The organism is Ectothiorhodospira sp. BSL-9 (genome assembly GCF_001632845.1).
Classification (GTDB): Bacteria; Pseudomonadota; Gammaproteobacteria; order Ectothiorhodospirales; family Ectothiorhodospiraceae; genus Ectothiorhodospira.
Genome location: NZ_CP011994.1, coordinates 3,139,846 through 3,163,698 on the forward strand (window position 1 = coordinate 3,139,846; position 23,853 = coordinate 3,163,698).

Annotated in this window: 19 protein-coding genes; 10 read left to right on the plus strand and 9 right to left on the minus strand. The window is 63.2% G+C overall.

Annotation, left to right across the window (positions count from 1 at the left end):
* Positions 1 to 20: 20 nt before the first annotated feature.
* Complete coding sequence (gene pabB, locus ECTOBSL9_RS14435) at positions 21 to 1,409, minus strand: aminodeoxychorismate synthase component I (RefSeq protein WP_063465631.1); 1,389 nt, start codon at positions 1,407 to 1,409, stop codon at positions 21 to 23.
* A 368-nt stretch (positions 1,410 to 1,777) separates the two neighbouring features.
* Between pabB and ECTOBSL9_RS14440 the strand changes: the two genes are divergently transcribed.
* From ECTOBSL9_RS14440 to glp, 7 genes are all read left to right on the plus strand, one after another.
* Positions 1,778 to 2,965 (plus strand): efflux RND transporter periplasmic adaptor subunit, encoded by a 1,188-nt coding sequence (locus ECTOBSL9_RS14440; RefSeq protein ID WP_063465632.1) that lies wholly within the window; start codon positions 1,778 to 1,780, stop codon positions 2,963 to 2,965.
* Positions 2,965 to 6,069, plus strand: a complete 3,105-nt coding sequence (locus ECTOBSL9_RS14445) for an efflux RND transporter permease subunit (protein WP_063465633.1) — start codon at positions 2,965 to 2,967, stop codon at positions 6,067 to 6,069. Before ECTOBSL9_RS14440 ends, ECTOBSL9_RS14445 begins: the two co-directional genes overlap by 1 nt.
* Positions 6,069 to 7,718 (plus strand): TolC family protein, encoded by a 1,650-nt coding sequence (locus ECTOBSL9_RS14450; RefSeq protein WP_371258985.1) that lies wholly within the window; start codon positions 6,069 to 6,071, stop codon positions 7,716 to 7,718. The genes ECTOBSL9_RS14445 and ECTOBSL9_RS14450 overlap by 1 nt, the downstream gene beginning before the upstream one ends.
* Before the next feature lie 131 nt (positions 7,719 to 7,849).
* Positions 7,850 to 8,743, plus strand: a complete 894-nt coding sequence (locus tag ECTOBSL9_RS14455; protein ID WP_063465635.1) for an AEC family transporter — start codon at positions 7,850 to 7,852, stop codon at positions 8,741 to 8,743.
* A 138-nt stretch (positions 8,744 to 8,881) separates the two neighbouring features.
* Positions 8,882 to 9,547, plus strand: coding sequence for a molybdenum cofactor guanylyltransferase MobA (gene mobA, locus ECTOBSL9_RS14460; RefSeq protein ID WP_063465636.1), 666 nt, complete (start codon positions 8,882 to 8,884; stop codon positions 9,545 to 9,547).
* A complete protein-coding gene (gene moaA, locus ECTOBSL9_RS14465; RefSeq protein WP_063465637.1) occupies positions 9,544 to 10,548 on the plus strand; it encodes a GTP 3',8-cyclase MoaA in 1,005 nt (334 codons plus the stop codon). The genes mobA and moaA overlap by 4 nt, the downstream gene beginning before the upstream one ends.
* A gap of 41 nt (positions 10,549 to 10,589) precedes the next feature.
* Entirely contained in the window at positions 10,590 to 11,864 is a 1,275-nt protein-coding gene (gene glp / locus ECTOBSL9_RS14470) for a gephyrin-like molybdotransferase Glp (RefSeq protein WP_063466234.1), read from the plus strand.
* A gap of 83 nt (positions 11,865 to 11,947) precedes the next feature.
* On the opposite strand, the gene ECTOBSL9_RS14475 is transcribed toward glp, so the two are convergent.
* The 4 genes from ECTOBSL9_RS14475 to nagZ form a co-directional block, all read right to left on the minus strand.
* Positions 11,948 to 12,700 carry an S-methyl-5'-thioinosine phosphorylase gene (locus ECTOBSL9_RS14475; protein ID WP_063465638.1) on the minus strand — a complete coding sequence of 251 codons (753 nt, stop codon included), beginning with the start codon at positions 12,698 to 12,700 and terminating at the stop codon, positions 11,948 to 11,950.
* A 70-nt stretch (positions 12,701 to 12,770) separates the two neighbouring features.
* Entirely contained in the window at positions 12,771 to 13,328 is a 558-nt protein-coding gene (locus ECTOBSL9_RS14480) for a hypoxanthine-guanine phosphoribosyltransferase (RefSeq protein WP_063465639.1), read from the minus strand.
* An 86-nt stretch (positions 13,329 to 13,414) separates the two neighbouring features.
* Positions 13,415 to 13,783, minus strand: a complete 369-nt coding sequence (locus tag ECTOBSL9_RS14485; RefSeq protein WP_063465640.1) for a DsrE/DsrF/DrsH-like family protein — start codon at positions 13,781 to 13,783, stop codon at positions 13,415 to 13,417.
* A gap of 99 nt (positions 13,784 to 13,882) precedes the next feature.
* Positions 13,883 to 14,929, minus strand: coding sequence for a beta-N-acetylhexosaminidase (nagZ, locus tag ECTOBSL9_RS14490; RefSeq protein ID WP_063465641.1), 1,047 nt, complete (start codon positions 14,927 to 14,929; stop codon positions 13,883 to 13,885).
* Between the two features lie 91 nt (positions 14,930 to 15,020).
* On the opposite strand from nagZ, the gene ECTOBSL9_RS14495 reads away from it, so the two are divergent.
* Both ECTOBSL9_RS14495 and ECTOBSL9_RS14500 read left to right on the plus strand, forming a co-directional pair.
* Positions 15,021 to 15,857, plus strand: coding sequence for a succinylglutamate desuccinylase/aspartoacylase family protein (locus ECTOBSL9_RS14495; protein WP_063465642.1), 837 nt, complete (start codon positions 15,021 to 15,023; stop codon positions 15,855 to 15,857).
* Between the two features lie 442 nt (positions 15,858 to 16,299).
* Complete coding sequence (locus tag ECTOBSL9_RS14500) at positions 16,300 to 16,581, plus strand: Lpp/OprI family alanine-zipper lipoprotein (protein ID WP_082829978.1); 282 nt, start codon at positions 16,300 to 16,302, stop codon at positions 16,579 to 16,581.
* A 129-nt stretch (positions 16,582 to 16,710) separates the two neighbouring features.
* Here ECTOBSL9_RS14500 and ECTOBSL9_RS14505 read toward each other — a convergent pair whose 3' ends face one another.
* The 3 genes from ECTOBSL9_RS14505 to ECTOBSL9_RS14515 form a co-directional block, all read right to left on the minus strand.
* On the minus strand, positions 16,711 to 18,972 hold the full coding sequence (locus ECTOBSL9_RS14505; RefSeq protein WP_063465644.1) for a TonB-dependent receptor domain-containing protein: 2,262 nt from the start codon (positions 18,970 to 18,972) through the stop codon (positions 16,711 to 16,713).
* A gap of 120 nt (positions 18,973 to 19,092) precedes the next feature.
* Entirely contained in the window at positions 19,093 to 19,302 is a 210-nt protein-coding gene (gene hemP, locus ECTOBSL9_RS14510; RefSeq protein WP_063465645.1) for a hemin uptake protein HemP, read from the minus strand.
* A 196-nt stretch (positions 19,303 to 19,498) separates the two neighbouring features.
* Positions 19,499 to 20,122 (minus strand): hypothetical protein, encoded by a 624-nt coding sequence (locus ECTOBSL9_RS14515; RefSeq protein WP_156500150.1) that lies wholly within the window; start codon positions 20,120 to 20,122, stop codon positions 19,499 to 19,501.
* A gap of 229 nt (positions 20,123 to 20,351) precedes the next feature.
* On the opposite strand from ECTOBSL9_RS14515, the gene ECTOBSL9_RS14520 reads away from it, so the two are divergent.
* The gene (locus ECTOBSL9_RS14520) at positions 20,352 to 22,463 is read left to right on the plus strand and encodes a TonB-dependent siderophore receptor (protein ID WP_063465647.1); all 2,112 of its coding nucleotides are present in this window, start codon (positions 20,352 to 20,354) and stop codon (positions 22,461 to 22,463) included.
* A 6-nt stretch (positions 22,464 to 22,469) separates the two neighbouring features.
* On the opposite strand, the gene ECTOBSL9_RS14525 is transcribed toward ECTOBSL9_RS14520, so the two are convergent.
* Positions 22,470 to 23,777: a diguanylate cyclase gene (locus ECTOBSL9_RS14525; RefSeq protein ID WP_063465648.1), complete on the minus strand. Its 1,308-nt coding sequence runs from the start codon at positions 23,775 to 23,777 to the stop codon at positions 22,470 to 22,472.
* Positions 23,778 to 23,853: the final 76 nt, after the last annotated feature.

The following is a 23,853-nucleotide window of genomic DNA, read 5'->3' on the forward strand; positions in this document are numbered from 1 at the left end:
CTTAATCCCCCGCGCCGTGATCACCCCGCGGGTCCACGCAACAGGCTCATCATGGCGCTGGCCTTGTGCAGGGTCTCCTGGTACTCATCCTCGCCATCGGAGCCTGAGGTGATGCCCCCGCCGGCCCAGAACCGGACCTGCCCATGGCTGTTCACCAGGGTGCGGATGGCAATACTGGTGTCCATGTCGCCATCAAACCCCACATAACCGATGGCCCCGCAGTACACCCCACGCCGATGCGGCTCCAGGGCCTCGATGATCTCCATGGCTCGAAGCTTGGGCGCCCCGGTGATGGACCCTCCGGGAAAACATCCCCGCAACAGATCCAGCGCATCACGCCCCGCCGCCAGGCGGCCGCTCACCGCACTCACCAGGTGATGCACCGTGGCATAGGTTTCCACACTGAAGAGTTCCGGCACAGTCACGCTGCCAATGGCGCAGCTCTTGCCCAGGTCGTTGCGCAGCAGATCCACGATCATCACATTCTCGGCCCGATCCTTGGAACTGGAGGCCAGTTGCGCCCGCTGCGTCTGGTCGGCGATACGGTTGGCGCCCCGGGGGCGGGTCCCCTTGATGGGACGGGTGCTCACCTCGCCGGCGCGCACCTCCAGAAATCGCTCTGGCGAATTACTCAGGATGCTGGCCTCGGGCAATTTGAGAAAGGCCCCGAAGGGCGCCGGGCTGATGTCCCTGAGGCGCTGGTAGCTACTCCAGGCATCCCCCTGAGCCAGGGCACTGAAGCGTTGCGCCAGGTTCACCTGATAACAGTCTCCATCGCGGATGAAGGCCTGCACCCGGGCGAAGCGGGCCTGATAATCCTGCCGTGACATATTGGACTGCAACTCGCCACGCAGCCTGAATCCCGACCGCATCCGTCCCCGGCCGGCCTTGGATAGCATACGCAGCAACTCCGGCCAGATTCGGGCCGTATGGGGATCCAGTCCGCGCCCCACCAGCCAGGCGGTTTGTTCCTGATGATCCACCACCACCGCCCAGTCATGGATGCCCACCGCCATCTCCGGCAGGTTCTCGCCATCCTGGGCCAGCGATGGCAGGTGTTCAAACCGACGCGCCAGGTCATAGGCAAAATAACCCAGGGCGCCCCCTGCGAAGGGCAGACCACTCACCGGCGGCAATCGCGGCCCCAGGCAGTCCGCCACCAGGCGCAGCGGATCGTCCCCGCTTTCGCGCACGCCACTGCGTTCCTGGATTCGCGTCACGCCGCCCCGGGTGACCACTGTGACGAAGGGGTCGGCGGCCAGGATATCGTAGCGCCCGCGCTGACCGGCGGTGCCACCGCTGTCCAGAAATACCGCCCAGGGTCGATCCGCCAACACCTGAAACAGCCGCGCCCCATCCCCCGGGTAGGGCAGACGCTCAAGCCGGAAACCGGTGGAACGGGCGGTCATGGTGGCGGGGGGACCCTCGTGGATGACGTGGAAACAGGCAGCGGGAGCGCGGATTCTACTATGATGCCGGTCGCAATGGGGGCCGGGCCGGATGGCGTCTGCCGGTCTGGACTGAGTATACTGCGCCCGCTGCATGACAAACGTCGCCCGCGTGGCCGGTGCATGAAACCCGCGCCCACCGATGGTGTCTATCCGCAGGGCAGATCACTGCACACCCTGTCGGCGAATTCGCTGTCAACGAATGGCAGCGTCATGCGTTTACCCCTTTCGAGGCCTTTGTGGCTGCCACCCGGCGTGGCATCCATGGCCTGGATCAGCCACCGTTCAAGCCCACACGACCCCGCCCTTCCGGCCATGGACAAGACCCGATGAAACGACTCCCGATCCTGATCGCCCCGGCATTGATCCTGGTGGCGGTGCTCATCTGGTGGGGAACCGGATCCGATTCCGACACCGGGCCTGGCCCGGGCGCCGGCCAGGGGGCTGTGGCCGTGAGCGTGGATACCGTCACGCGCGCTGATCTGACGGACCGTGCGTTCTTCACCGGCTCCCTGGTGGCGGCTCACCGGGTGGAGGTGGCTACGCGCGTGGCCGGGCGTCTGGAGCGTCTGCATGTGGACATTGGCGATCGGGTGGAGCCGGGACAGTTGCTGGCAGAACTGGACGATGACGCGTTCCAGCAGGAAATGGAGCAGGCCCGCGCCGAACTGGCGGTGGCCAATGCCAATCTACTCGAAGCCCAGGCGGCACTGACCTCGGCACAGCGCGCCCTGGATCGCACCCGGGATCTACGGGAACAGCGGGTGGCCTCTCAGTCCGAACTGGATTCGGCGGAAACCGACGTGGAGGCCCGGCAAGCGGGCGTCACCCTGGCCCGATCCCAGATCGCCCAGCGCCAGGCGGCCCTGCGCAATGCCCAGATCCGTCTGGAGTACACCCGCATCCAGGCCGGACTGGAGAACGGTGAAGGCCAGTGGCTGGTGGCCGATCGCATGGTGGATCAGGGCAGCATCCTGCAGGCCAACACCCCCATCCTGGCGCTGGTGAATCTGCAACCCCTGCGTGCCCGGGTGTTCGTCACCGAACGGGATTACGCCCGTCTGGCGCCCGGCCAGTCGGCTCAGCTTTCCACCGTTGCCCATCCCGGCGAGACCTTTGAAGGTCAGGTGACCCGCGTCGCCCCCGAGTTCCGTGAGGCTTCCCGTCAGGCCCGGGTGGAAATCCAGGTGCCCAACCTCGACCAACGCCTGCGGCCCGGCATGTTCGTGGAGGCCAGGATCAGCACCCGCACTGTGGAAGACGTGACTGTGGTGCCCATTGATGCGGTGCTCGAACGGGACGGCCAGCGCGGCGTCTTCCAGGTGGAAGAAGCAGACAATGGCCCCATTGCCCGGTTCGTGGCCGTCAGCACCGGCATTGAGGAAGCCGGTAAGGTGCAAATCACCGATCCCGAGATCAGTGGTCGGGTGGTTACCCTGGGACAGCATCTGCTCAGTGATGGTGTGCGGCTGCGTATCGCCGATGAAGGCGAGGCACGTGCCGAGGGCGCACGCTGATGAATCCCGCTAGCTTTACCGTCCCTCGCCCCATATTCACCTCCATGGTGACAGCCATTGTGGTCACCCTGGGGCTCATGTCCCTGTTCCGCCTGCCCATCGATCTGATGCCGGACATCACCTTTCCCACCATTTCGGTGATGACCACCTATGAAAATGCCGGCCCGGAGGAAATTGAACAACTGATCACCCGGCCCGTGGAGGAAGCCGTTTCGGCCGTCCCGGGCGTGGAGGAAGTCACGTCCACCTCATCCGAGGGTTCCAGCACCGTTCGGATTTCCTTTACCTGGGGCACCAACCTGGACGACGCCACCAACGAGGTGCGCGACCGTCTCGATCGTATCGTCAATGCCCTTCCCGAGGAGGCCGACCGCCCCAGGGTGCGTCGCTTCGACAGTTCGGACCTGCCGGTGATGCTCATCGGCGTGGCCGCCGAGCTGGACCCCATCGAACTGCGTCAACTCATTGATGACCGTATCCGCACCCGCCTGGAGCGGGTGCCCGGCGTGGCGGCCGTGGACGTCTGGGGCGGCCTGGAACGGGAGATCCGGGTGGAAGTGGACCAGGACAGGCTGCAGTCCCTGAAGCTGGATCTGGAGGACATCCGTCAGGCACTGCGTGAGGCCAACGTGACGGTGCCGGCCGGCGAGATTGTGCGGGGCCGCATGGATCTGCGCCTGCAGACCCCGGGGGAGTTCGAAAATCTGGACCAGATCCGTGGCACTGTCGTCGCCACCCGGGATGGTTCTCCGATCTACCTGCATCAGGTAGCTCAGGTGCGCGACACCCACCAGCGCATCACCCGCCTGATCCGTATCAACGATACTCCCGGGGTGCGTCTGGCCGTGCGCAAGCAGGCCGATGCCAATACCGTGCAGGTGGCCGAAGCGGTGCGCGCAGAGATCGCGCGCCTCAACCGGGAGAATCCGCAGCTGGATATCGTGGCGGCCATCGACAGCTCCCGCTTCATTGAACGCTCCATTGCCAATGTGGGCCGCTCCATCCTCTATGGCGGCAGCCTGGCCGTTCTGGTGCTGCTGTTCTTCCTGCGCCATCTGCGTTTCACCCTGGTGGCTGCCACGGCCATCCCGGTCTCGGTGATCGCCACCTTCGGCCTGATCTACTTCGGCGGCTTCACCCTCAACCTGATGACCCTCGGCGGCCTGGCCCTGGGGGTGGGCCTGATGGTGGACAATGCCATCGTGGTGATCGAAAACATCGCCCGACGCCGCACCGAGGACGGACTGCCCGCTGCACAGGCCGCCACCGAAGGTACATCCGATGTGGCCGCGGCCATCACCGCCAGCACCCTGACCACGCTGGCCATCTTCCTGCCCATGTTCTTTGCCCAGGAGATGGCTGGCGTGCTGTTCAAGCAGCTGGCCTTCGTGGTGGCCTTCGCCCTGTTCTGCTCCCTGCTGGTGGCCCTGACCCTGGTGCCCATGCTCATGGGGCGCAAGGGCACCGTGAGCGAACGCCCGGGCAACCCGCTGACCCAACGCGCCGCAGCCGTGGCCGGCGGCATCGTCCAGCGCATTGAAACGGGTTATCTGCGACTGCTGGATGCCGTGCTGGCCCATCGCTGGACGGTGATCGTGCTGGCACTGAGCCTGTTCGTGCTGGCATTGGCCCTCATCCCGCGCCTGGGCACCGAATTCATGCCCGCCACCGATGAGGGGGAACTGCGGGTCAGCATCGAGATGGAGCCCGGCACCCGTCTGGAGATCCTGGACCAGGCCGTACGCCGCATGGAAGATGTGCTGAAGGCGCATGTTCCCGAGGTGGACAACCTGGTCACCAGCGTGGGTGGGTCCACGTTCCGTTCCACCTCGCCTTCCACTGCCTCGCTGCGTATCTCCCTGGTATCCCAGGATCAACGCAGCCGCAGCACCGACCAGATCGCGGCCGATCTGCGCCGCCAACTGGGCGACATGCCCGGCGCCACCATTCGGGTGCGCCCCAGCCGCGGCATGATGATGGGCCGTATCGGCGGTGGGGGTAACGATGAGAGCCTGAGCCTGGAGGTACGCGGATTCGACCTGGAAACCATCGACCAGGTGGCTGCCGAGCTGGAGAGACGACTGGAGCGGATCGAAGGCATCACCGACGTGCGCCTGGCTCGCGAGGAGGGTCGCGAACAACAGTTGGTGCGCATCAATCGCACCCGCGCCGCCGACCTGGGCGTGAGCGTTGCCCAGGTGGCACGCACCCTGGAAACCGCCCTGAGCGGCGGTAGTGCCGGTCAGTTCCGGGATCGCAGCACGGAAACCCGCATCTGGGTACAACTGCGGGATGCCGAGCACATGACCATTGAGGAGGTGCTCAATATCACCGTGCCTGGCCGCGACGGAGAGCCGGTGAGCCTGCGCCACCTGGTGGACCTGGAGCCGTCGATCGCTCCCTTGCAGATCGAACGCAAGGAACAGCAGCGCATCAACGAGGTGTTTGCCAACACCGCCGACCGGGACCTGGGTTCCATCGTGGCCGACGTGCGGGCGGAACTGGCGGATATGCCCCTGCCCCGCAATGTGGACATCACCTTCGGCGGGGACGTGGAGGAACAGCAACGGGCGTTCGCGGAACTGGGCCTGGCCCTGCTCATGGCCGTGGCCCTGGTGTACATGGTGATGGCCAGTCTGTATGAATCCCTGCGGGATCCTTTCATCGTGATGTTCTCCGTGCCCCTGGCCCTGATCGGCGTGGTGGCGATGCTGCTGGCCACGGGCACCACCCTGAACGCCCAGTCCCTGATTGGTATCATCATGCTGGTGGGCATCTCGGTGAATAACGCCATCCTGCTGGTGGATCAAAGTGCAAGGCTGCACCGCAGCCAGGGCATGACGCCCCATGCTGCCGTGCGCGAGGCGGCCCGGCGGCGCCTGCGGCCCATCCTGATGACCTCGCTGACCACCATCCTGGCCCTGATCCCGCTGGCCATCGGCATCGGTGAGGGCGGCGAGGCCCAGGCACCCATGGCCCGGGCGGTGATCGGCGGGTTGTTCAGTTCCACGCTGATCACGCTGCTGCTGATGCCGGTACTCTATACGCTGTTCCACCGAGAAGAGGCGGGCGCTCCCGCTGCCAACCCGATCAGGTCGACATGATGTCCCCAACCACAGTCCCGCGCCGCGCCCTCCTGGCCCTGGCCCTCTCCGGTCTGATGCTGTTGCCTGCCACCCAGGCTCAGGCTGATGACCTGCCCACCCCGCCCTGGCTGGAAGAGCGTCTGGATGCCTGGGGTCCGGCACCCGACACCCTGCCCGAGGGTGCTCCTCAGCCACACGCACCTCAGGCCTGGTCACCCGGCCCTGGACAGGTGGCATCCGGGCAGTTGGAGTTGTCGGTGGAGAACGCTGTCTTCATGGCCCTGCAGAACAACCGTTCCCTCACCATGGAGCAGTTGCAGCCATTGATCACCGGTACCTTCGAGGCGGTGGAACGCGCGGTGTTCGATCCCGTGGTGTTTGGGGAGGTACGGCTTTCCGAGGACGAGACGGTAAGGCAGTTCACCGAAGTGGTAGAGCGACCGGATGAGGTCACCCGCTCTCAGCGGGATCGTGCCGAGGCCGGTCTGCGCCAGAGTCTGCCCACCGGTACCGACATCGAACTGTCACTGCGCACCGTGCGCGCCGACTCAGACCGGACCGAGGAACAGTTCACCTCCCGTGCCGGCCTCACCCTCACCCAGGCCCTGCTACGCGGTGCCCGCATCGATTCCAACCTGGCCAGTCTGCGTCAGGCTCGGGTGGACACACAAAGCTCCCTGTACGAGTTCCGGGGATTCACCGAGTCCCTGGTGGCCGACGTGGAAACCGCCTACTGGGACTACGTCCTGGCCAGTCGCCGCACCCAGATCTTCGAGGAATCCCTGGCGGTGGCGGGTCAGCAGCTGGAAGAGACCCGTCAGCGCATCCGCGTGGGTGACCGGCCCGAGAGCGAGGAAATCTCCGCCCGTGCCGAGGAAGCCCTGCGCCGTCAGGGCCTGATCGATGCCCGCTCGCAGCGGGCCCAGACACGCATTCGTCTGCTGCAGCTCATCAACCCGCCCGTGGCCCACTGGGGCACACAGGTCACCCCCCTGGACGAACCTGATCCACAGGTACCCGCCCTGGAACCGGTGGGCGACCATATGGAACTGGCCAGGGAACTGCGCCCTGCCCTCAACGAGGCGCGCCTGCGGGTACAGCGGGGTGAGCTGGAAGTGATCCGCACCCGCCAGGGCCTGCTGCCCCGCCTGGATCTGTTCGTCACCCTGGGTCAGAGCGGCTATGCCTCTGCCTTTGGCGATGCCTGGCGGGAAGTGGATGGCCCGGGTTATGACTACAGCGTAGGTCTGCAACTGGAATATCCCATCGGTAATCGGGCAGCCCGGGCCGACGCCCAACGGGCGGGCCTGAGTCGTCAGCAGGCCCTGGAGGCCCTGGGCAACCTGCAGCAACTCACTGCCCTGGATGTACAAAATGCCTGGTTCGAGGCCAGCCGCACCCGCGAACAGATTCAGGCAACGCAGCTCACCCGCGAGCTTCAGGAGGAGGTCTTGCGGGGCGAGCAGGCCCGTTTCCGCGTGGGCACCGGCACCGCCCTGGCCCTGTCCCAGGCCCAGCGGGATCTGCTGGAGAGCCAGCTGGACGAGGCTGAAGCGATCATCCGTCATCGCCAGGCCCTGACCGAACTCTATCGCCAGAGTGGCACGCTGCTGCTGCGCCGTGGCATCGAGGCCCCGGGAGATCAGGCGGTTGAAGTGAGCTTCTAAGACCTGTTCAAGGCCTTCGCGGCCTGGCGCCGCTCCCACATGACAGGCCCTGACCGGCCCTGCCAGCCCCCGTCATCGGGGGCGATCCATGCCGCTGACCCGTGGCGGCACATTGCCGATATCCTTGCCTCATGACCACACTGCAGATCCTCATCCCCACCTTTGCCCTGATCGTTCTGGGCTTCCTGCTGAAACGACATGCCGGCTTCAACCAGGGCTTCTGGTCCGACCTGGAATGGCTGATCTACTACATCCTCTTCCCGGCGTTGCTGTTTGGCTCCCTGGCCCGGCACCCGCTGGAGCTCCAGAGCGCCGCCGGGATGATCTACACCGGGTTCATCTTCATGCTGGCCGGCATGGCACTGGGCTATCTGGGGCAGCGATGGATGCGCCTTGGCCAGCGGGAATTTGCCTCCGCATTCCAGTGCGGCTTCCGTTTCAACTCGTATATCGGCTTTGCCATTCTCGGCGGACTGCATGGGGCCGAGGGCGTGGCCGTGTTCGCCATCCTGACCGGCTTCATGGTGCCCCTGGCCAATGTAGGTGCCGTGTGGGCCCTGGCCCGGCATGGCAATCACGGCCTGCTGCGGGAACTGGCCCGCAACCCCCTGGTGCTCTCCACCTTTGCCGGCCTGGCCTGGTCCATCACTGGCTGGCCTCTGCCCACGATGATCGACACCACCCTGGGCTTTCTGGGTGAGGCCGCCCTGCCCCTGGGGCTGATTGCCGTGGGGGCCGGTCTGCGGCTGGCGGGTGTGGGCCGGCATGCCCCGGCCATTGTCTATCTCACCGTGGTCAAGCTGATCGCCGTACCTGCCATCGCCGTGGGCGCCGCCATGTTCTTCGGTGTCAGCGGTGTCTATCTGGCCGCTGCCCTGGTCCTGGCCGCCCTGCCCACCGCGTCCTCGGCCTATATCCTCGCGGTACGCATGGGGGGTGACGGGCAGATCGTGGCCGCCCTGATCGCCACGCACACCCTGGTAGCGGCCATCACCTTGCCCTTGTGGCTATTGTTGATTCAGTAAAAGGCGGGCTCAGCATCAAACTCCCTTCTCCCCGCCGGGGAGAAGGGCCGGGGATGAGGGGGCGCGGAGGGCACTCACTCCATTCAAAGTTGCGGTTACTCAACTCCGCCCGATCGGGTTACACTCCGATATAACCTTATGACCCCACTCGCGCCCACAGCCCCAGACCCAGCCTCCGTCACCGGCGTCATCCTGGCCGGTGGCCGGGGCGCGCGCATGGGCGGACGCGACAAGGGCCTTGTGGATCTCGCCGGACAACCCATGGTGCGTTGGGTCATGGACAGGCTCTCGCCTCAGGTGGACACGCTCATCATCAGCGCCAATCGCCATGCAGATGCCTACGCAAGCTTCGGTGCCCCCGTCGTGGCCGACACCCAACCCGGCTTTGCCGGCCCCCTGGCGGGCATCGCCGCGGCGCTGGGTGCCGCCGCCACACCCTGGATACTCACCGCCCCCTGCGATTGCCCACAGCTTCCCAACGACCTGCTGCAACGACTGTCTCAGGCGCTCCAGGCTCAGGGTGGAAGGCTGGCCATCGCCCATGACGGTGAACGCCCGCAGCCCGTCTTTGCCCTGGTGCACCAGTCGCTGCTGCCGGACCTTGAGGGCTTTCTGAGCGCCGGCGAACGCAAGGCCCGGATCTGGTGCCAGCGCCATCACGCGGCCCTGGCCGACTTCTCTCACTGCGCCCGGGCCTTCACCAACATCAATACACCTCAAGAGCATCGTTCGTTGGCTGCCACGCTCCCCGCCGCCGCGCACTCACCCAGGATGCCCACCCCGCTGGAGGACCGCGCCTCATGAGTCCAACACCCTCACCTGCCCTCGTCGACCGGTTTGGACGCCGCGTGAACTACCTGCGGATTTCCATTACCGATCGCTGCGATTTTCGCTGCGTGTACTGCATGAGCGAAGACATGCAGTTCCTGCCCCGAACCCAGGTACTCACGCTGGAAGAGATCCAGCAGATCGCCCAGGCCTTTGTGGCACTGGGCGTGGACAAGATCCGCATCACCGGTGGCGAACCCCTGATACGGCGGGGTGTCACCAGTCTGTTCCGGGGGCTGGGCAACCTCCCCGGCCTTGAGGAACTCACCCTGACCACCAATGGCTCCCAGCTCGCCCGTCACGCCCCGGCGCTGCGGGCCGCAGGCGTCCGACGCATCAATATCAGCCTGGATAGCCTGCGGCCGGAGCGCTTTCGGCGCATCACCCGGGTGGGCGACCTGCAAAGGGTGCTGGATGGCATTGATGCAGCCCGCGAGGCGGGCATGGAGCGGGTGAAGATCAACAGTGTGATCCTCAAGGGGCGTAATGAGGATGAGATCATCGATCTGGTGGACTTCTGTCGTGACCGGGGCATGGATATCAGCTTTATCGAGGAAATGCCCCTGGGCATGAATCCGGATCACGACCGGGCCGAAGTGTTCTATTCCAGCGATCGGGTACGAGCCGATATCGAGGCGCACTACCCGCTGATCCCCACCACCGAGTCCACGGGCGGCCCGTCCCGCTATTTCCGTCTGGGCGATGGCCCCACCCGGGTGGGTTTCATCTCACCCCACAGTCACAATTTCTGCGGGGACTGCAATCGGGTGCGGCTGACCGCCGAGGGACGCCTGCTGCTGTGCCTGGGCCAGGAGCACTCGGTGGATCTGCGCCGTGTGGTGCGTGAGCACCCCGGGGATTCACGGGCGCTGACCCAGGCCATCATCGACGCGATGCAGATCAAGCCACAGGGACATACCTTCGATCTGAGCGTCAAGCCGGTGATCCTCAGACACATGAGCGTGACCGGCGGATGACCGAACACCTCCTTGAACTCAACACGACTGCGACGCCTGCCATGACCCAAGCCCATACGCCTGCCCCCGCTCATTGTCACGATGACCATGACCCGGACTCCATGACGCTGGACCAGGCCCGGCAACGGATGCTCGACTCCGTGGCCCCGGTGGCCGGTCACGAACGGCTTGGGTTGCGCACCGCCCTGCAGCGGGTGCTGGCCGAACCGGTCCTGGCCCCCATTGCCGTACCCGGCCATGACAACGCCGCCATGGACGGCTACGCCCTTCGCGGTGCAGACCTGCCCGGGCAGGGATCAGTACGACTGGAACTGATGGGCACCGCCTGGGCCGGCAAGCCTTACACCGGCTCAGTGGGACCAGGCGAATGCGTGCGCATCATGACCGGTGCCATGATGCCGAAAGACTGCGACACCGTGATCATGCAGGAGAAGGTCACGCGCGAAAGCGATCAGATCATCATCCCCGCCGGGCCGCGTGCCGGCGAGAATATCCGCCGTGCCGGCGAGGATGTCCAACAGGGTGAGACGGTGCTGGACGCCGGAGCGGCGATCACCCCGGCGCGCCTGGGCCTTCTGGCCTCCCTGGGGCTGGTGGAAGTCACCGTGCGCCGTCGCCCGAGGGTGGCCTTTTTCTCCACGGGCGACGAACTCACACCCCTGGGTCAGCCCCTGCCACCGGGAGGCATCTACGACAGCAATCGCCACACCCTCTTTGGCATGCTCACCGCACTGGGTGTGGAAGTGCTGGACATGGGGGTGATCCCCGACGCCCGCGAGAGCCTGAAGGCGGCCTTCGAGGATGCGTCGGCCTGTGCCGATGTGGTGATCAGCACCGGTGGTGTCTCGGTGGGGGAAGCGGACTATATCCGCGACATCCTGGGTCAGGTAGGCCAGGTGGACTTCTGGAAAGTGGCCATCAAGCCCGGGCGTCCGCTGGCCTTTGGTCGCGTGGGGGAGGCCGTCTTCGTGGGCCTGCCGGGCAACCCGGTCTCGGCGGTGGTCACCTTTTATCAACTGGTGCAGCCCATGCTGCAACGGATGATGGGGATTGCCGAACCAGGGCTGCCCCCCCTGTTCCCGGCGATCTGCCAGAGCCCGCTGAAGAAGCGTCCGGGGCGGATCGAGTTTCAGCGAGGGGTGCTGGAGTTGGATGACGTGGGTGGGATGCAGGTCCGGGCGACCCCATCCCAGAGTTCCGGTGTGCTCAGTTCCATGAGCGAGGCCAATTGCTTCATTGTGCTGGAGATGGAGCAGAACCAGGTGGCGCCGGGCGAAACGGTGCAGGTGCAACCGTTCTGGGGCGTGCTGCCCTGAGGGACGGGTTTCCCTTCTCCCCTGTGGGGAGAAGGGCCAGGGATGAGGGGGGCGGCGGGCACAACCCTCATCACCCACCGGACCTACATGGTCGGAATCACCGCCTCCAACAGACGACGCACGTTCACCATGGCTTCACTGACATTCTTCTCCACATCCTCCATGGAGATCTCCCCGGCGCCTTCGCCGCGACCAGCGGCCCAGTTGGCCACCACGGCGCAGGTGGCGTAACCCAAACCCAGTTCCCGGGCCAGGCCCGCCTCGGGCATGCCGGTCATGCCCACCAGATCACAGCCATCCCGCTCCAGGCGGTCCACCTCGGCCCGGGTTTCCAGGCGCGGACCCTGGGTGGCGGCGTAGGTGCCACCATCATACGCATCCAGACCGATGGACTTGGCGCCAGCGAGCAGACACTGGCGTAACTCCGAACAATAGGGCTCGGTGAAATCCACATGGGTCACGTGGCTCAGGTCTTCCTCGAACAGGGTATGCCCGCGGGACCAGGTGTAGTCGATGATCTGGTCGGGGAAGACGATCCGGGGCGGATACATCTCGGGGGTGATGCCACCCACGGCGGCCACCGCCACCACGCGGCTGATGCCGGCGTTCTTCAATGCCCAGAGGTTGGCCCGGTAGTTGATGCGATGCGGCGGGATGGTATGCCCGTAACCATGGCGTGCCAGGAACATCACTTCCCGTCCGGCCAGTACACCATGGGTAATGGGTCCGGAGGGCTCACCATAGGGTGTGTGCATCATCTCGCGACGGGTGATTTCAAGGCCATTGAGGGAGGTCAGGCCGGTGCCACCGATGATGGCAATGGTACTGTCAGTCATGGATATCTCGTACTTTGGGGAACATTCAGGCCGCCCGATGGCGGCACGGATACGGTCAGGACACGGCGATTCAACAGCCCTTCACGGCGTAGATACCGTTGGCGTTGCGCAGGTACTCCTTGTAGTCCATGCCATAACCGAAGACATAGCGATCTTCCACTTCCACCCCCACGTAGTCGGCTTCCAGGCCGGGCACGCGGCGATCGTGATGCTTGAGAACCAGGGCCGCGCTGCGAACCACGCTGGCTCCCTGCCGACGGCAATACTCCAGGAGGCCGGCCAGGGTGTGGCCTTCATCCAGGATGTCGTCCAGAACCAGGACGGTGCGGTCCTTGAGTTCAATCTGGGGTTCCATGATCCAGTGCAGGGTGTCGCCTCCCTTGAGTTCGCCTCGGTAACGGGTGGCATGCACATAATCCACCTGCAGCGGAAAATGCAGGCGGGTGAGCAGATGGCCGGTGAAGACCACGCCACCGGTCATCACGCAGAGCAGCAAGGGGTTCTGATCCTTCATATCCCGGGTGATCGCTTCGGCCATGCGGTCGATTGCCGCCTCCACTTGTTGTTTCGAGACCAGACAATCGGCTTCGGCGTAGACCTGTGCGACATGCTCCGGGGTAACAGACATGACAACCCTTTGTGTTTGGTGAATGAAGTGAGCCACTGAAGGCCTCGCCCCCTCTCCCACCGGGGAGAGGAGACAAGCGAAACCGCTCAGTAGGTGAACGTCACCGTATCATCATCCATGGCTTCGCCAATCACATAGGCGCCACCCACGGTCTCGTCCACCTCCGGGATCATATCATCCCCCCAAAGATCCAGCGTAGGCGTACATACCTTGAACTTGACGCCCGCCTCGTGGGCATCCTTGATGAAGTCGTACACGGACTTGGGGCTGCCTTCCTGAACGAACAGGTTCTCGGCCACGCCCTTTTTGGCGAGTTCTCCGGCACGGCCGGTCATGACCACTTCCACGTCATATTCCATGGCTGCGGCCACGGTGGCCTGAAAGAACGGGGCCCCCAGTTCGGAAGGGTTCTTGGGATCGGTATTGACCATAATAATGAGTAATTTGTCGGCCATTTTCTAACTCCTTTGGTGGTTCAGGCGGCATTATAGGCAGGCTATTCCACTCCCGCCAATGTATAAGGCCGGCTTATCCCAGGATCAGCCAAACCCTTGTCACACCGGCAATTCCATGTTCGAGGAATCATCCATCGCCCCCGCCAGGGCCACGGCCGCCTCCCACTCCGGATCGCTGCGAAGTGCCTTCCAGTCCGGTGCCCGTCGACCGTGCATCCTTGCCAGCCTGGCCATGGCCACGGGCGCCTCGTGCCCTGCCAGGGCATCCAGCGCCTGGGCCGCGCCCTCGGGATGATTGCATACCAGCATCATGTCGCAACCGGCAGCCTGGGCCTTGAGCGCCCGCTCGCCGTAATCCCCGAAGGTCTCGGTGGCCGCCATGCTCAGGTCATCACTGAAGATGGCCCCCTGGAAGCGCAACTGTCCGCGCAGCATGTCCTTTAACCAATAACGCGAGAAACCCGCCGGAAGCCCATCGGCCCCGGAGTACACCACATGGGCGGGCATGAGCCCGGCGATGCCCTGCTCGACCAGGCGCTCAAAGGGCAGCATGTCGTCGGTCAGGATATCCCGCTGCGGTCGCTCGTCTACCGGCAATTCCAGGTGGGAATCGGCGCGCACGCCGCCATGGCCAGGGAAGTGCTTGCCCACCGCCTCCATCCCCGCCGAGCGCATCCCCCGCATCCACTGCACAGCCAGATCGGCCACCACATGGGGCGAGCGATGAAAGGCGCGATCACCAATCACACCGCTGCAGCCGTGGGCCAGATCCAGCACTGGCGCAAAGCTGAAATCCACTCCCGTGGCACGCAACTCCGCCGCCATCAGCCAGCCCAGCAGGCGGGACCTGCGACGTGCCTCGGTGGGGTTCCTGTCGTACACTTTGCCCAGGCGGGCCATGGGAGGCAGCTTCGTGAAACCTTCGCGAAAACGCTGTACCCTGCCCCCCTCATGATCCACGGCCACCAGCAGGTGTGGATCCCTGAGGGCGTGGATCCGGGTCACCAGGTTGGTCAGTTGTTCCACTGACTGGAAATTACGGGTGAACAGGATCACCCCGCCCGCCATGGGATGGCACAGCAGGCGTTTCTCAGCGGCGGTGAGGGTGGTCCCCTCCAGATCCAGCATGACGGGGCCCAGGGGCATGGCAGCTCACTCTTGCACTCAGGATTGAGACCCGCGATTGTAACGGATGCGGCCTATTGGGCCACATGCAACCCAGAAGGATCGGATGCCGATGGCAGATCAAAGCAACACACCCGCAAACCCGGTTCACGATCTGGGGCCCGCCGACCGACGACCCCGAGTCGCTCTGGTCAACCCTGGGGGCGAGGCCAACGTCAATGGCCAATTCGTCCTGGGCCGCCTCAGTGCCTTCCTCAAAAGCCTTGAAGCGGGCGAATCCGCACGGGGCCGCCTGCGCAAGAGGATCCTCATCGCCCCCTGTCCGCATGCCGATCAGGCCGACTCCGTGGCCGAACAGACCCGGCAGGCCTTCTACCGGGTGGAGGTCGGTCATGGGACGGACGGCATGGATGCCCTGCCGCAGGTATCCCTCATGGATCCCAGCGACGACGAACGCGCCTCTGCCTGCCTGTTCGGCCTGGCCGCAGTGATTGAGCACTCAGGGCGCATGAATGACGACTCCCCCTGGCTGCCCGCCTGGCAGGAGGCCGGCGGAGAAAACCTCTACCTCAAGGCCGGACGCGTCGGTGAACTACAGCCCGCCCTGTGTGAGCGCCTGTTCCGCGCCCTGGTCAACTTCCTCACCCATGCTGAAGTGATCCAGGAGATCAGCCTCGCAGAAGAAGAAGATGATCTGCACTACTTTTGCCAGAACCAGATCTTTGAACTGACCAGCGACGCCCGAGGCCTGTTCGTCTTCCGGCAGGACCCCGGGCGCTGGCTCCATGGCGGGGACCTCATCGGCTACCTCTATGACCGGGACACGGGAGCCCTCATCAAGGAGTTCAAGACCCCGGTGAGCGGCCTGCTCACCTCCATTCGCCGCAACCCGCTGGTGGAAACCGGCTCGCCGGTGGCAACCGTCAGCCGTCTGGAACGCGAGGGCTGAAGCAGCCCAAAAACCCAAAAAAAACGGGGTACCCTGAGATACCCCGCAAGCAGGAGGAGTGAACGAGATGACCGACAAGGCGGTGATGCAAGACTTGCCAGACAACCATGAATTTGCAAACCGCATGCCACATCATAAGTCACTGATTTAAAATGACTTATCAATCGACCCTCTCCGCTGACCCGCACCACAAGGGTGCACCTGCTGACGATGCCGCGCACTGATGATGCACTGCGGAATATCGCGTTTTGTGAACGGGTCACAAGACTGGCAATCGGGCTGTACTGATATGCCACTTGACCTGTTACACTCAAACCGCTCGAATCCTTGCAGAATTCAGCCGTTGGGGTGATGGCAGAAATGCCTTGGGGCACCCCATGCTCAAGCGATCCCCCCCAAAAAACAACGACTCTATGTAATGGAGGTTACGATGCGTAAAGGTATGATCAGATTTGCCGTGGTTCCCGCTGCCGCTTTCGCACTGGTGCTGGGCACCGGCTGTGCTACCACCCAGAATATGGAAGAACAACGCCAGAAGATCGACGATGCCAGCGTGACGGCCGATCAGGCCCTGCGCACCGCCGAGCAGGCCCAGTCCTCCGCTGACAGCGCCAACCGCACCGCCAACGAAGCCAACCAGAAGGCCGACCGTGCGCTGGAAGAAAATGCCCGCCTGCGTGAAATGATGCAGCGCATGGAGCGCACGATGGAGCGTGGTAAGTAAGCAGGCTCCATGCGTGTCATGCCTGACTGACACGCAATAAAAACCGGGCCCGCCAAGTGAATGGCGGGCCCGGTTTTTTTATGCCCAAGACCCATCCGGGTCAACGGGCTCGGCTTTGCCAGGCCGCCATCAGAAGTCGGCGTTCACCGATACGAACAGCGCACGGCGGGGCAGGATGGTGTTGTAGCGATTGCTCAAGCCACCATCTTCAACAACCGTGCAACCCCCGCCCTGACAACGGTCATACGTCTTGTAGTCCTTGAAGTCCTTGTCGAGCAGATTGGCAATCACGCCATTGACACGAACATTGTCGTTGACGCGATAGTTGGCGCCCAGGTTCCACAGCGTGTAGCCAGAGAAATCCCCGATCACCTTGTTACTGTCACGCCAGCCTTCCTCCACAGCCCCCTGCGAACTGCCACCAGTCATGGGCTCATGATAATTGCGCGGGCGGAATGCGCTGCTGCGATATTCTGCAGACAGGAAGGTTTCAAGTTGTGGGGTCGCCTGCCAAGCCAGAGTGGCGTTGAGCATATGATCAGGCACACTCGTCAGGGGGTCACCTTCCTTGCTGGCAATTCTTTGTGACCGTTCCCCGGTATCCAGCTGGGTCTTGGTCACCTCACTATCGGTATAGGTGTAGTTAGCGGAAAGAGTCCAGGCAGGATTGAAGCGGTAGGAACCTTCCAGCTCAAGACCCTGGATCACCGCTTCACCAATGTTCAGCGATCGGCCTTCATTTGCACCGGTACCCCGCTCCACCAGATCCTTGACCTCAGTGCGGAACACCGTAGCCTGGGCTCTGAATCCCTGTTGATTATCGTAAAGTGCGGAGGCCTCCACGTTGGTGGCAATCTCTGGCTCCAGTTCGGGATTACCCCGGATCGGAGTGCTACCCCGATCACCAAAACCAATGACTCCATCGGTCAAATCCTGGATTTGCGGAGCACGGAATCCACGGCCCACACCACCTTTGAATGTCCACTCATCCGTTGCACTCCAAACCGCATAAGCACGGGGATTGAAGCGGCCGCTGAAAGCGTCGTTATTATCGTAACGCAATCCTCCTGTGAGAGTCAGGTCAGGCCTTACAGACCACTCGTCCTCCACAAACAGACTGTACTGGGACACGTTCACGGATCCACCACCGAACACGCCATCAGTCAGTTCCGGATCAATATACTGGCCGCCTACTGTTAGCACATGATCGCCTAAAAAGCTCACTAGGCGGGTATCCAGAATATAGGTTTCCAGTTCCAGTTTGCGGGGTCCCCCTTCCTGCTCCAGCGGTAAGCCGCTACCGGCCGCGATGGTGCGCCCCCTCGTCTCCAGGAAATCCCGGGTCAACTGGGTTTCGAGAAATCCGTAATCCAGTTCCCAAAGATGCCCAAGGGTAAACTGGGAGCGGTTGAACTGCAGTTCCCGCTCATAGCCACGACAGAAATTCGGGTCATTCACACTTCCCGAGGCGCAAGGACCCTCATCACCTTGCAGTCTATGCAAACCACCAATCTGCCCACGGTCATTATTATACTCCTGCTCGGAGTAATTGAATGTGGCAGTCAGCTCATGTCGCTGGTTCGGCGTAAACAGCAATTGGCCACCCACAGTGGAGACATTCGCACCCACAGGGTTTTGGCCCATGGTGGCGCTCTCCACAAGTCGCTGATCATCAAATGGATCCACACCGGGAATCCGGAGTTGTGATTCGCCGCGCTCAAACAGACGCCCGTAAACCTGCAAAGATAAACGATCCTCAATCAGCGGACCCGCCGCATAACCCTCCAGCGTGGATTCTCCGCCAAAGCGGGAATCACTCTGGAAGGTATTGCTTACCGAAACCGAACGATTCCACTCGGTTCCCGGACGGCGGGTGATGATATTGACCACACCGCCCATGGCATCAGAGCCATACAAGGTGGACATGGGGCCACGAATGACCTCAATGCGCTCGATGGCGGCTACCGGCGGAATGAACACGGATTGAGTGTCATCGAAGGAGTTGGGGGTCACCAGACCACGCGGATTCTGTCGTACACCATCGATCAGGATCAGCGTGTATTCCCGCGGCAGGCCGCGCAGACTGATGGACTGGTTGCCGGTCTTGCCATCCCGGGCATCCAGGGAGCGGACGTTGACGCCTTCGATTCCCTCAAGGGCCTCGGCGAGGCTGCTTACCTGCCGGCGTTGCAACTCCTCACGGGTGATCACGGAGATACTCGCCGGGGTCTCGGTGATCAGCTGTTCAAAACCAGCACCTGTCACGGCGATCGGTGCCAGTTCGACACTCTGATTGGCCGACGCGGCCAGCGGCGCCAGAGCAAAGGACCCCAGGGCAATACTGACGGCAAGGGTGCATCGGTGGATGCGGGGTGGTTTGGCTTCAATCATTGGCACAACGGGACTCCTATGGACTCGACCTGTTTTGACTGGCTGGCTTGAAGCCCTGGGACTTCTGGCTGGCTGGCGGATAACGACCCGAGAGACGATGCCCATCCCCCGGGCAGTGGATCATTTCGTCAGGATCAGTTTTCCCTTACTGGTCAGACGCAGGGTGTAGATCTCCCCCAAGTGCTCGATCTGCAACTGGCGACGGCCTTTCAGCAGGCATCGGCTGGACAGCGGGTCCTTACCACCCGGGGAGAGGCCGGCATTTGCCGTTCCCTCCTGTGCTCGAACGGCATCGGGCGTGGCCGGATGCCTGGGTTTGTGCTCGTTCATGTGGAGACTCTCGCAGACGTCTTGACAACGCTTGGAGCCCGGCAGCGCCCGCTGTCGCCAAACACCACCAAGGCAGTGGCGTCATTGTTGTTGATAATCAATCTTATTGTCAAACGTAATCAGGCAGGATCCGGGAACTTTTTGCGGATATATTGATGTAGAGCGACTTGCGGGAGCGGGATGAGGTTCTCCCGGCTCAGTTCCGCCGGCGGGGCACCGCACTGGCAGGGTGCAGGTCGCACCGCAGCTGCCCCCGCAGGAATCGATGACCATCCACCTGCTCGCGCAGCCCGCGACGATAGTCATTGGTGGTACCCACCAGTTGGGCACAGGCGGACGCCTGGTTCTGGTATTGCCCTGAGCGGGGGCACAGGGTCAGGCGCGTGCCGTCGAAATAGGCATGCCCCGTGCCACGTCGACGCACACGGCCATCTTCCACGGCCTGCATCTCGAAGCCCAGTTCCATGCCCTGCACCAGATCCAGTGCCAGGGGCTGCACGCTCCGCCAACTGCCGCCCAGATAAGCCTCAGCATCGCTGAGCACGCACTGAATCCGCTCGCCGAATCCCGCTTCCTGACGTCGAACCTCCAGTTCCGCCCGTTGCCGGGCGGCCTCCTCCTCACGGGCCCGGGCCTGGGCGGCCCGTTGCTCGGCACGGGCCTGATCCAGAGCCGCCTGTTGCTGGCGGGCCTGCAGACGTTGTTCCGACGTCATGGTCTCCCATTGTTCTTCCGGGATGTCCAGGGGATAGCGGGTGGCACATCCCATCATGAGAGCCGCAATCGACAGGGTTGTTATCAGGGCAGGTATGAATTTCATGGGTCTTGCGGTCCTCGTGGTGGGGGTTCCCATGCCATGTGACATGTTCGCTCCTCATCACCGGCTCGACGCTCTATTCCCGGCGAGAGAAGGACGGGATAACCCTACGGATCAACTCGTGTAATCTCCATGATAAATGCATATGATTCCGACTCATAAGCCCGCCTGGCTGCCCGTTGGCGCCGAAGAAGCGGGTCATGAAGACAAACCACCATGAGGAAGAGAATCCATGCGTCTGCGTGCCCTCACTGCCCTGATCACCACTTCTGCCCTCCCCGTTACACTCCTGGCGGACACGTCGGTCGCCCTCCCCCCCATGACCGTGACGGCCAAGGGCTATGAAGCCGCCATCACGGAAACCGCTGCCGCGGTGAACGTGATCGAGGGAGATGCCGTGCGCTGGCGCCAGGGTCGCACTTTGGGAGATGTACTCAGGGGTGAGCCGGGCGTGTCGGTGGCTGTGGACGGCTCGGTGGGGGTGGACCCCATCATCCGGGGGCTCAAGCGTGATCAGGTACTGGTGCTGGTGGATGGGGTTCGCATCAATGCCATGCAGCCGCCGGCCCGGGGGTCACTGGCCTCGTATGTGAACATGGATCTGGTGGAGCGCATCGAGGTGATCCGTGGCCCCAGTTCGGTGCTCTACGGGGCGGGCGCCATGGGAGGGGTGATCAACATCATCACCCGCGGTGGCGGCATGACCGCCGAGCCCGAGACCCGGGGCTGGACGAGCCTGGGTTACTCGTCCGTGGACACCGGGATTCGCGGCTCCCTGGGGGCGTCGGTCTCGGGACCGCGCAGCGTGCTGGATGTGTCGGCCGCCTATCTGGATACAGACGACTATCGCACCGGGGAGGGGGAAAGGCTCAAGGACAGCGGCACGGAGCAACAGGCGCTGCACCTGCGTTACCGAATGCAGGTGGCGGACGGCCACGAACTGCAGTTCCGGGCACAGCGGGATCGACGGGAGGATGTGTGGTATCTGGCGTCGCGGCGTTTTCTTACTGCTGCTGATCCGGAGGTCCAGGGCGGAGCAGCACCCGCCGGCCTGAACACCCACTACACACCCACACAGACACGCGACCTGCTGGAACTCACCTATGACTGGGACGTGGGCGATGCCTGGGAAAGCTTGCTTTCCGCATCGGTTTACCGCCAAAAGCTGGAGCGCGGCAATTACGACTGGAGCCGGGAACTGAGAAGTGATTATCGCACCTCCGATACGGATTTCGTGACAGATGGGCTGCGTATTCAATGGGAAACGTCCCCTTTTCCCAATCACGTGCTCGTGGCGGGTATCGAGGGCTGGCAACTCCGGGCCAGCCCAGTGTCCTATCTGGGATCCGCTAATAATGATTTCCATCCCGAATCACGCACACCCTTGATCGAGCGCGGAAGACTCGAGTCTCGCAGCCTATTCATTCAGGATGATATCCATCTGGATAACGTGACCCTGTCGTTGGGTGCGCGATACGACGAGGTGCATGGCCGCGCCCGCGAAGCCTTGAGGGTTGGGGGGCCGCTCGAGAGCACCGACTACAACCTGTCCTGGTCCACGGGTGCCATCTGGCACGCTGATCCCGCCTTTAACCCCTACGCCAGCCTGTCTGAAGGCTTTCGTTCCGCCGGACTGCTCGAACGCTACCTGACCTATGCATACAGCGACGGCTTCCGCTGGCAAAGTGATCCCCAACTGAACCCCGAACGCAACCGCACCCTGGAGATCGGCGCCCGCGGCGAGTTGGGCAGTACCCGTTACACCGTGGCGATCTATGAGAGCCGCATCAAGGATTATATTGGAGGAGAGGTCCTTCTCGGTGCACAGGCCCCGACCAAGCAAACCGTCAACCTGAGTGAAGCCCGTATCCGTGGCGCCGAGTTCAGCCTGGAACACGACCTCACGGACCGGCTCACGGCACTGGCCAGCGGCACCTGGTTGCGCGGGGATAATCGGGATTCACGCTTTGATGAACCCCTGTACCAGATGCCCCCGTCGGAACTCAGCCTGGGACTGCTCAGTGGTGCACCCCGAGGCTGGCAATGGGAGGCGCGGGTCCGAGCGGTCGCCTCACAGGACCGCGTGGCGGAACGCTTCAGCAATTCAAGTGAACGCGAAACCGGCGGCTTCACCACTGCCGATGTCCGGGTGGGCTACCGCTTCGGCCCTGGCGGCGGCTTCCGCGAACAGGAACTCACCCTGGCTGTGACCAACCTGGCGGACCGGGATTACCGGGAGCACGTCAACGAAATGACCAGCGAACGCCTGGCCAGTGGTCCGGGAGTGCAGGAATTGCGGGCACCGGGCCGTAGCCTGGGTGTGACCTGGGTGGGGGAATTCTGATCGACCTCAGGTGCGGTCCTGTGCCCCTGAGTCCGTGACCGGGGTGGCCACCACCCTGTTGCGACCGGATTCCTTGGCCTGATACAGGGCGTTGTCCGCGTCGTGGAGCATCTGTTCCAGGCTGCTTCCCAGGCGGGTGGTCACCCCTACACTCAAGGTGAGCTTGACGCACTCGCTGTCCAGACAGAACTCCATGCTGGCCACCGCCTGGCGCAGGCTATCGGCCAGCGCGATGGCAGCCTTCTGATCAACGTCCTGCGCCACCAGACAGAACTCCTCACCGCCGTAGCGTACCAGGATATCCGAGGCACGCGCCCGGGCCTTGAGCGCCTTGGCCACCTGGGTGAGCACCTCGTCCCCCCCGAAGTGACCGAAACGATCATTGATATGCTTGAAGAAATCCAGATCCATCAGGATCACACCCAGGCCACGCCCACCCCTGCGTGCTGCCTCGTGCAGCATCTGTCCGGCATCGGCCAGGTATCGGCGGTTGAACAGGCTGGTCAGCGGATCATGGTTGGCGGCGCTTTCCATCTCCTGGATCAGTTCGATCAGGGCCACGTTCTGGTTTACCCGCACGAAGAACTCCTCTTCCAGGAAGGGCCGTGTAATGAAATCGTTGGCCCCGGCCTTGAGCTGACGGGCTGAGAGGATGCCCGAGCCATGATTGGACATGCCGATGATGCACAGCCGGGTGCGGCAATAACGTTGGCGAACACGGGTGATCAGGGTGATGCCATCCATGCCGGGCATGTGCTGATCACACAGCATCAGGTGAATCTGATCGCCCCGCTCTTCCAGCAGCTTCAGTGCGCTCTGCCCGTCCTTTGCCTCCAGCAGCCGGTAGCCATAGCGATGCAGCAGAGCCATGAGGTAGGCCCGAGCAGAGGTGGAATCATCCACCACCAGCACGCCAATGTTGCGATTACGATGGATACGCCCGACCGAACGCACCACATGGTCGATCTCGGAGAGATTGTCCTTATTGATGTAGTCGATAATGCCCAGATCGATGAGCCTGTCCCGCTCATCGTCGCTCACGCCCGCGGTGAGGACCAGAACCGGAATGCCCTGATCAAGCACCCAGGGAACCACCTCCCCGTCCGGCGCATCCGGCAGGTTCAGGTCCAGCACGGCCAGGAAAAACTGCTCGGCGCCCTCCTCAAGTGCAGCCTTGGCCTCGCCCAGGGAGCCGGCCACTCTCACCTGAAGATCCGGCAACTCAGCGATCTTGTTGGCCAGCAGCCCGGCCACCGACCGGCTGTCCTCTACTACAAGGACGTGGTGGCCGGTTTCTCTGTAGGTCTGGGGCATAGCGAGGGGCCCGCGTCTGGGCGATAGGCTGGTATCATGGAAAAGACTTGCAGTGAATATAACACCCCGGCCAAAT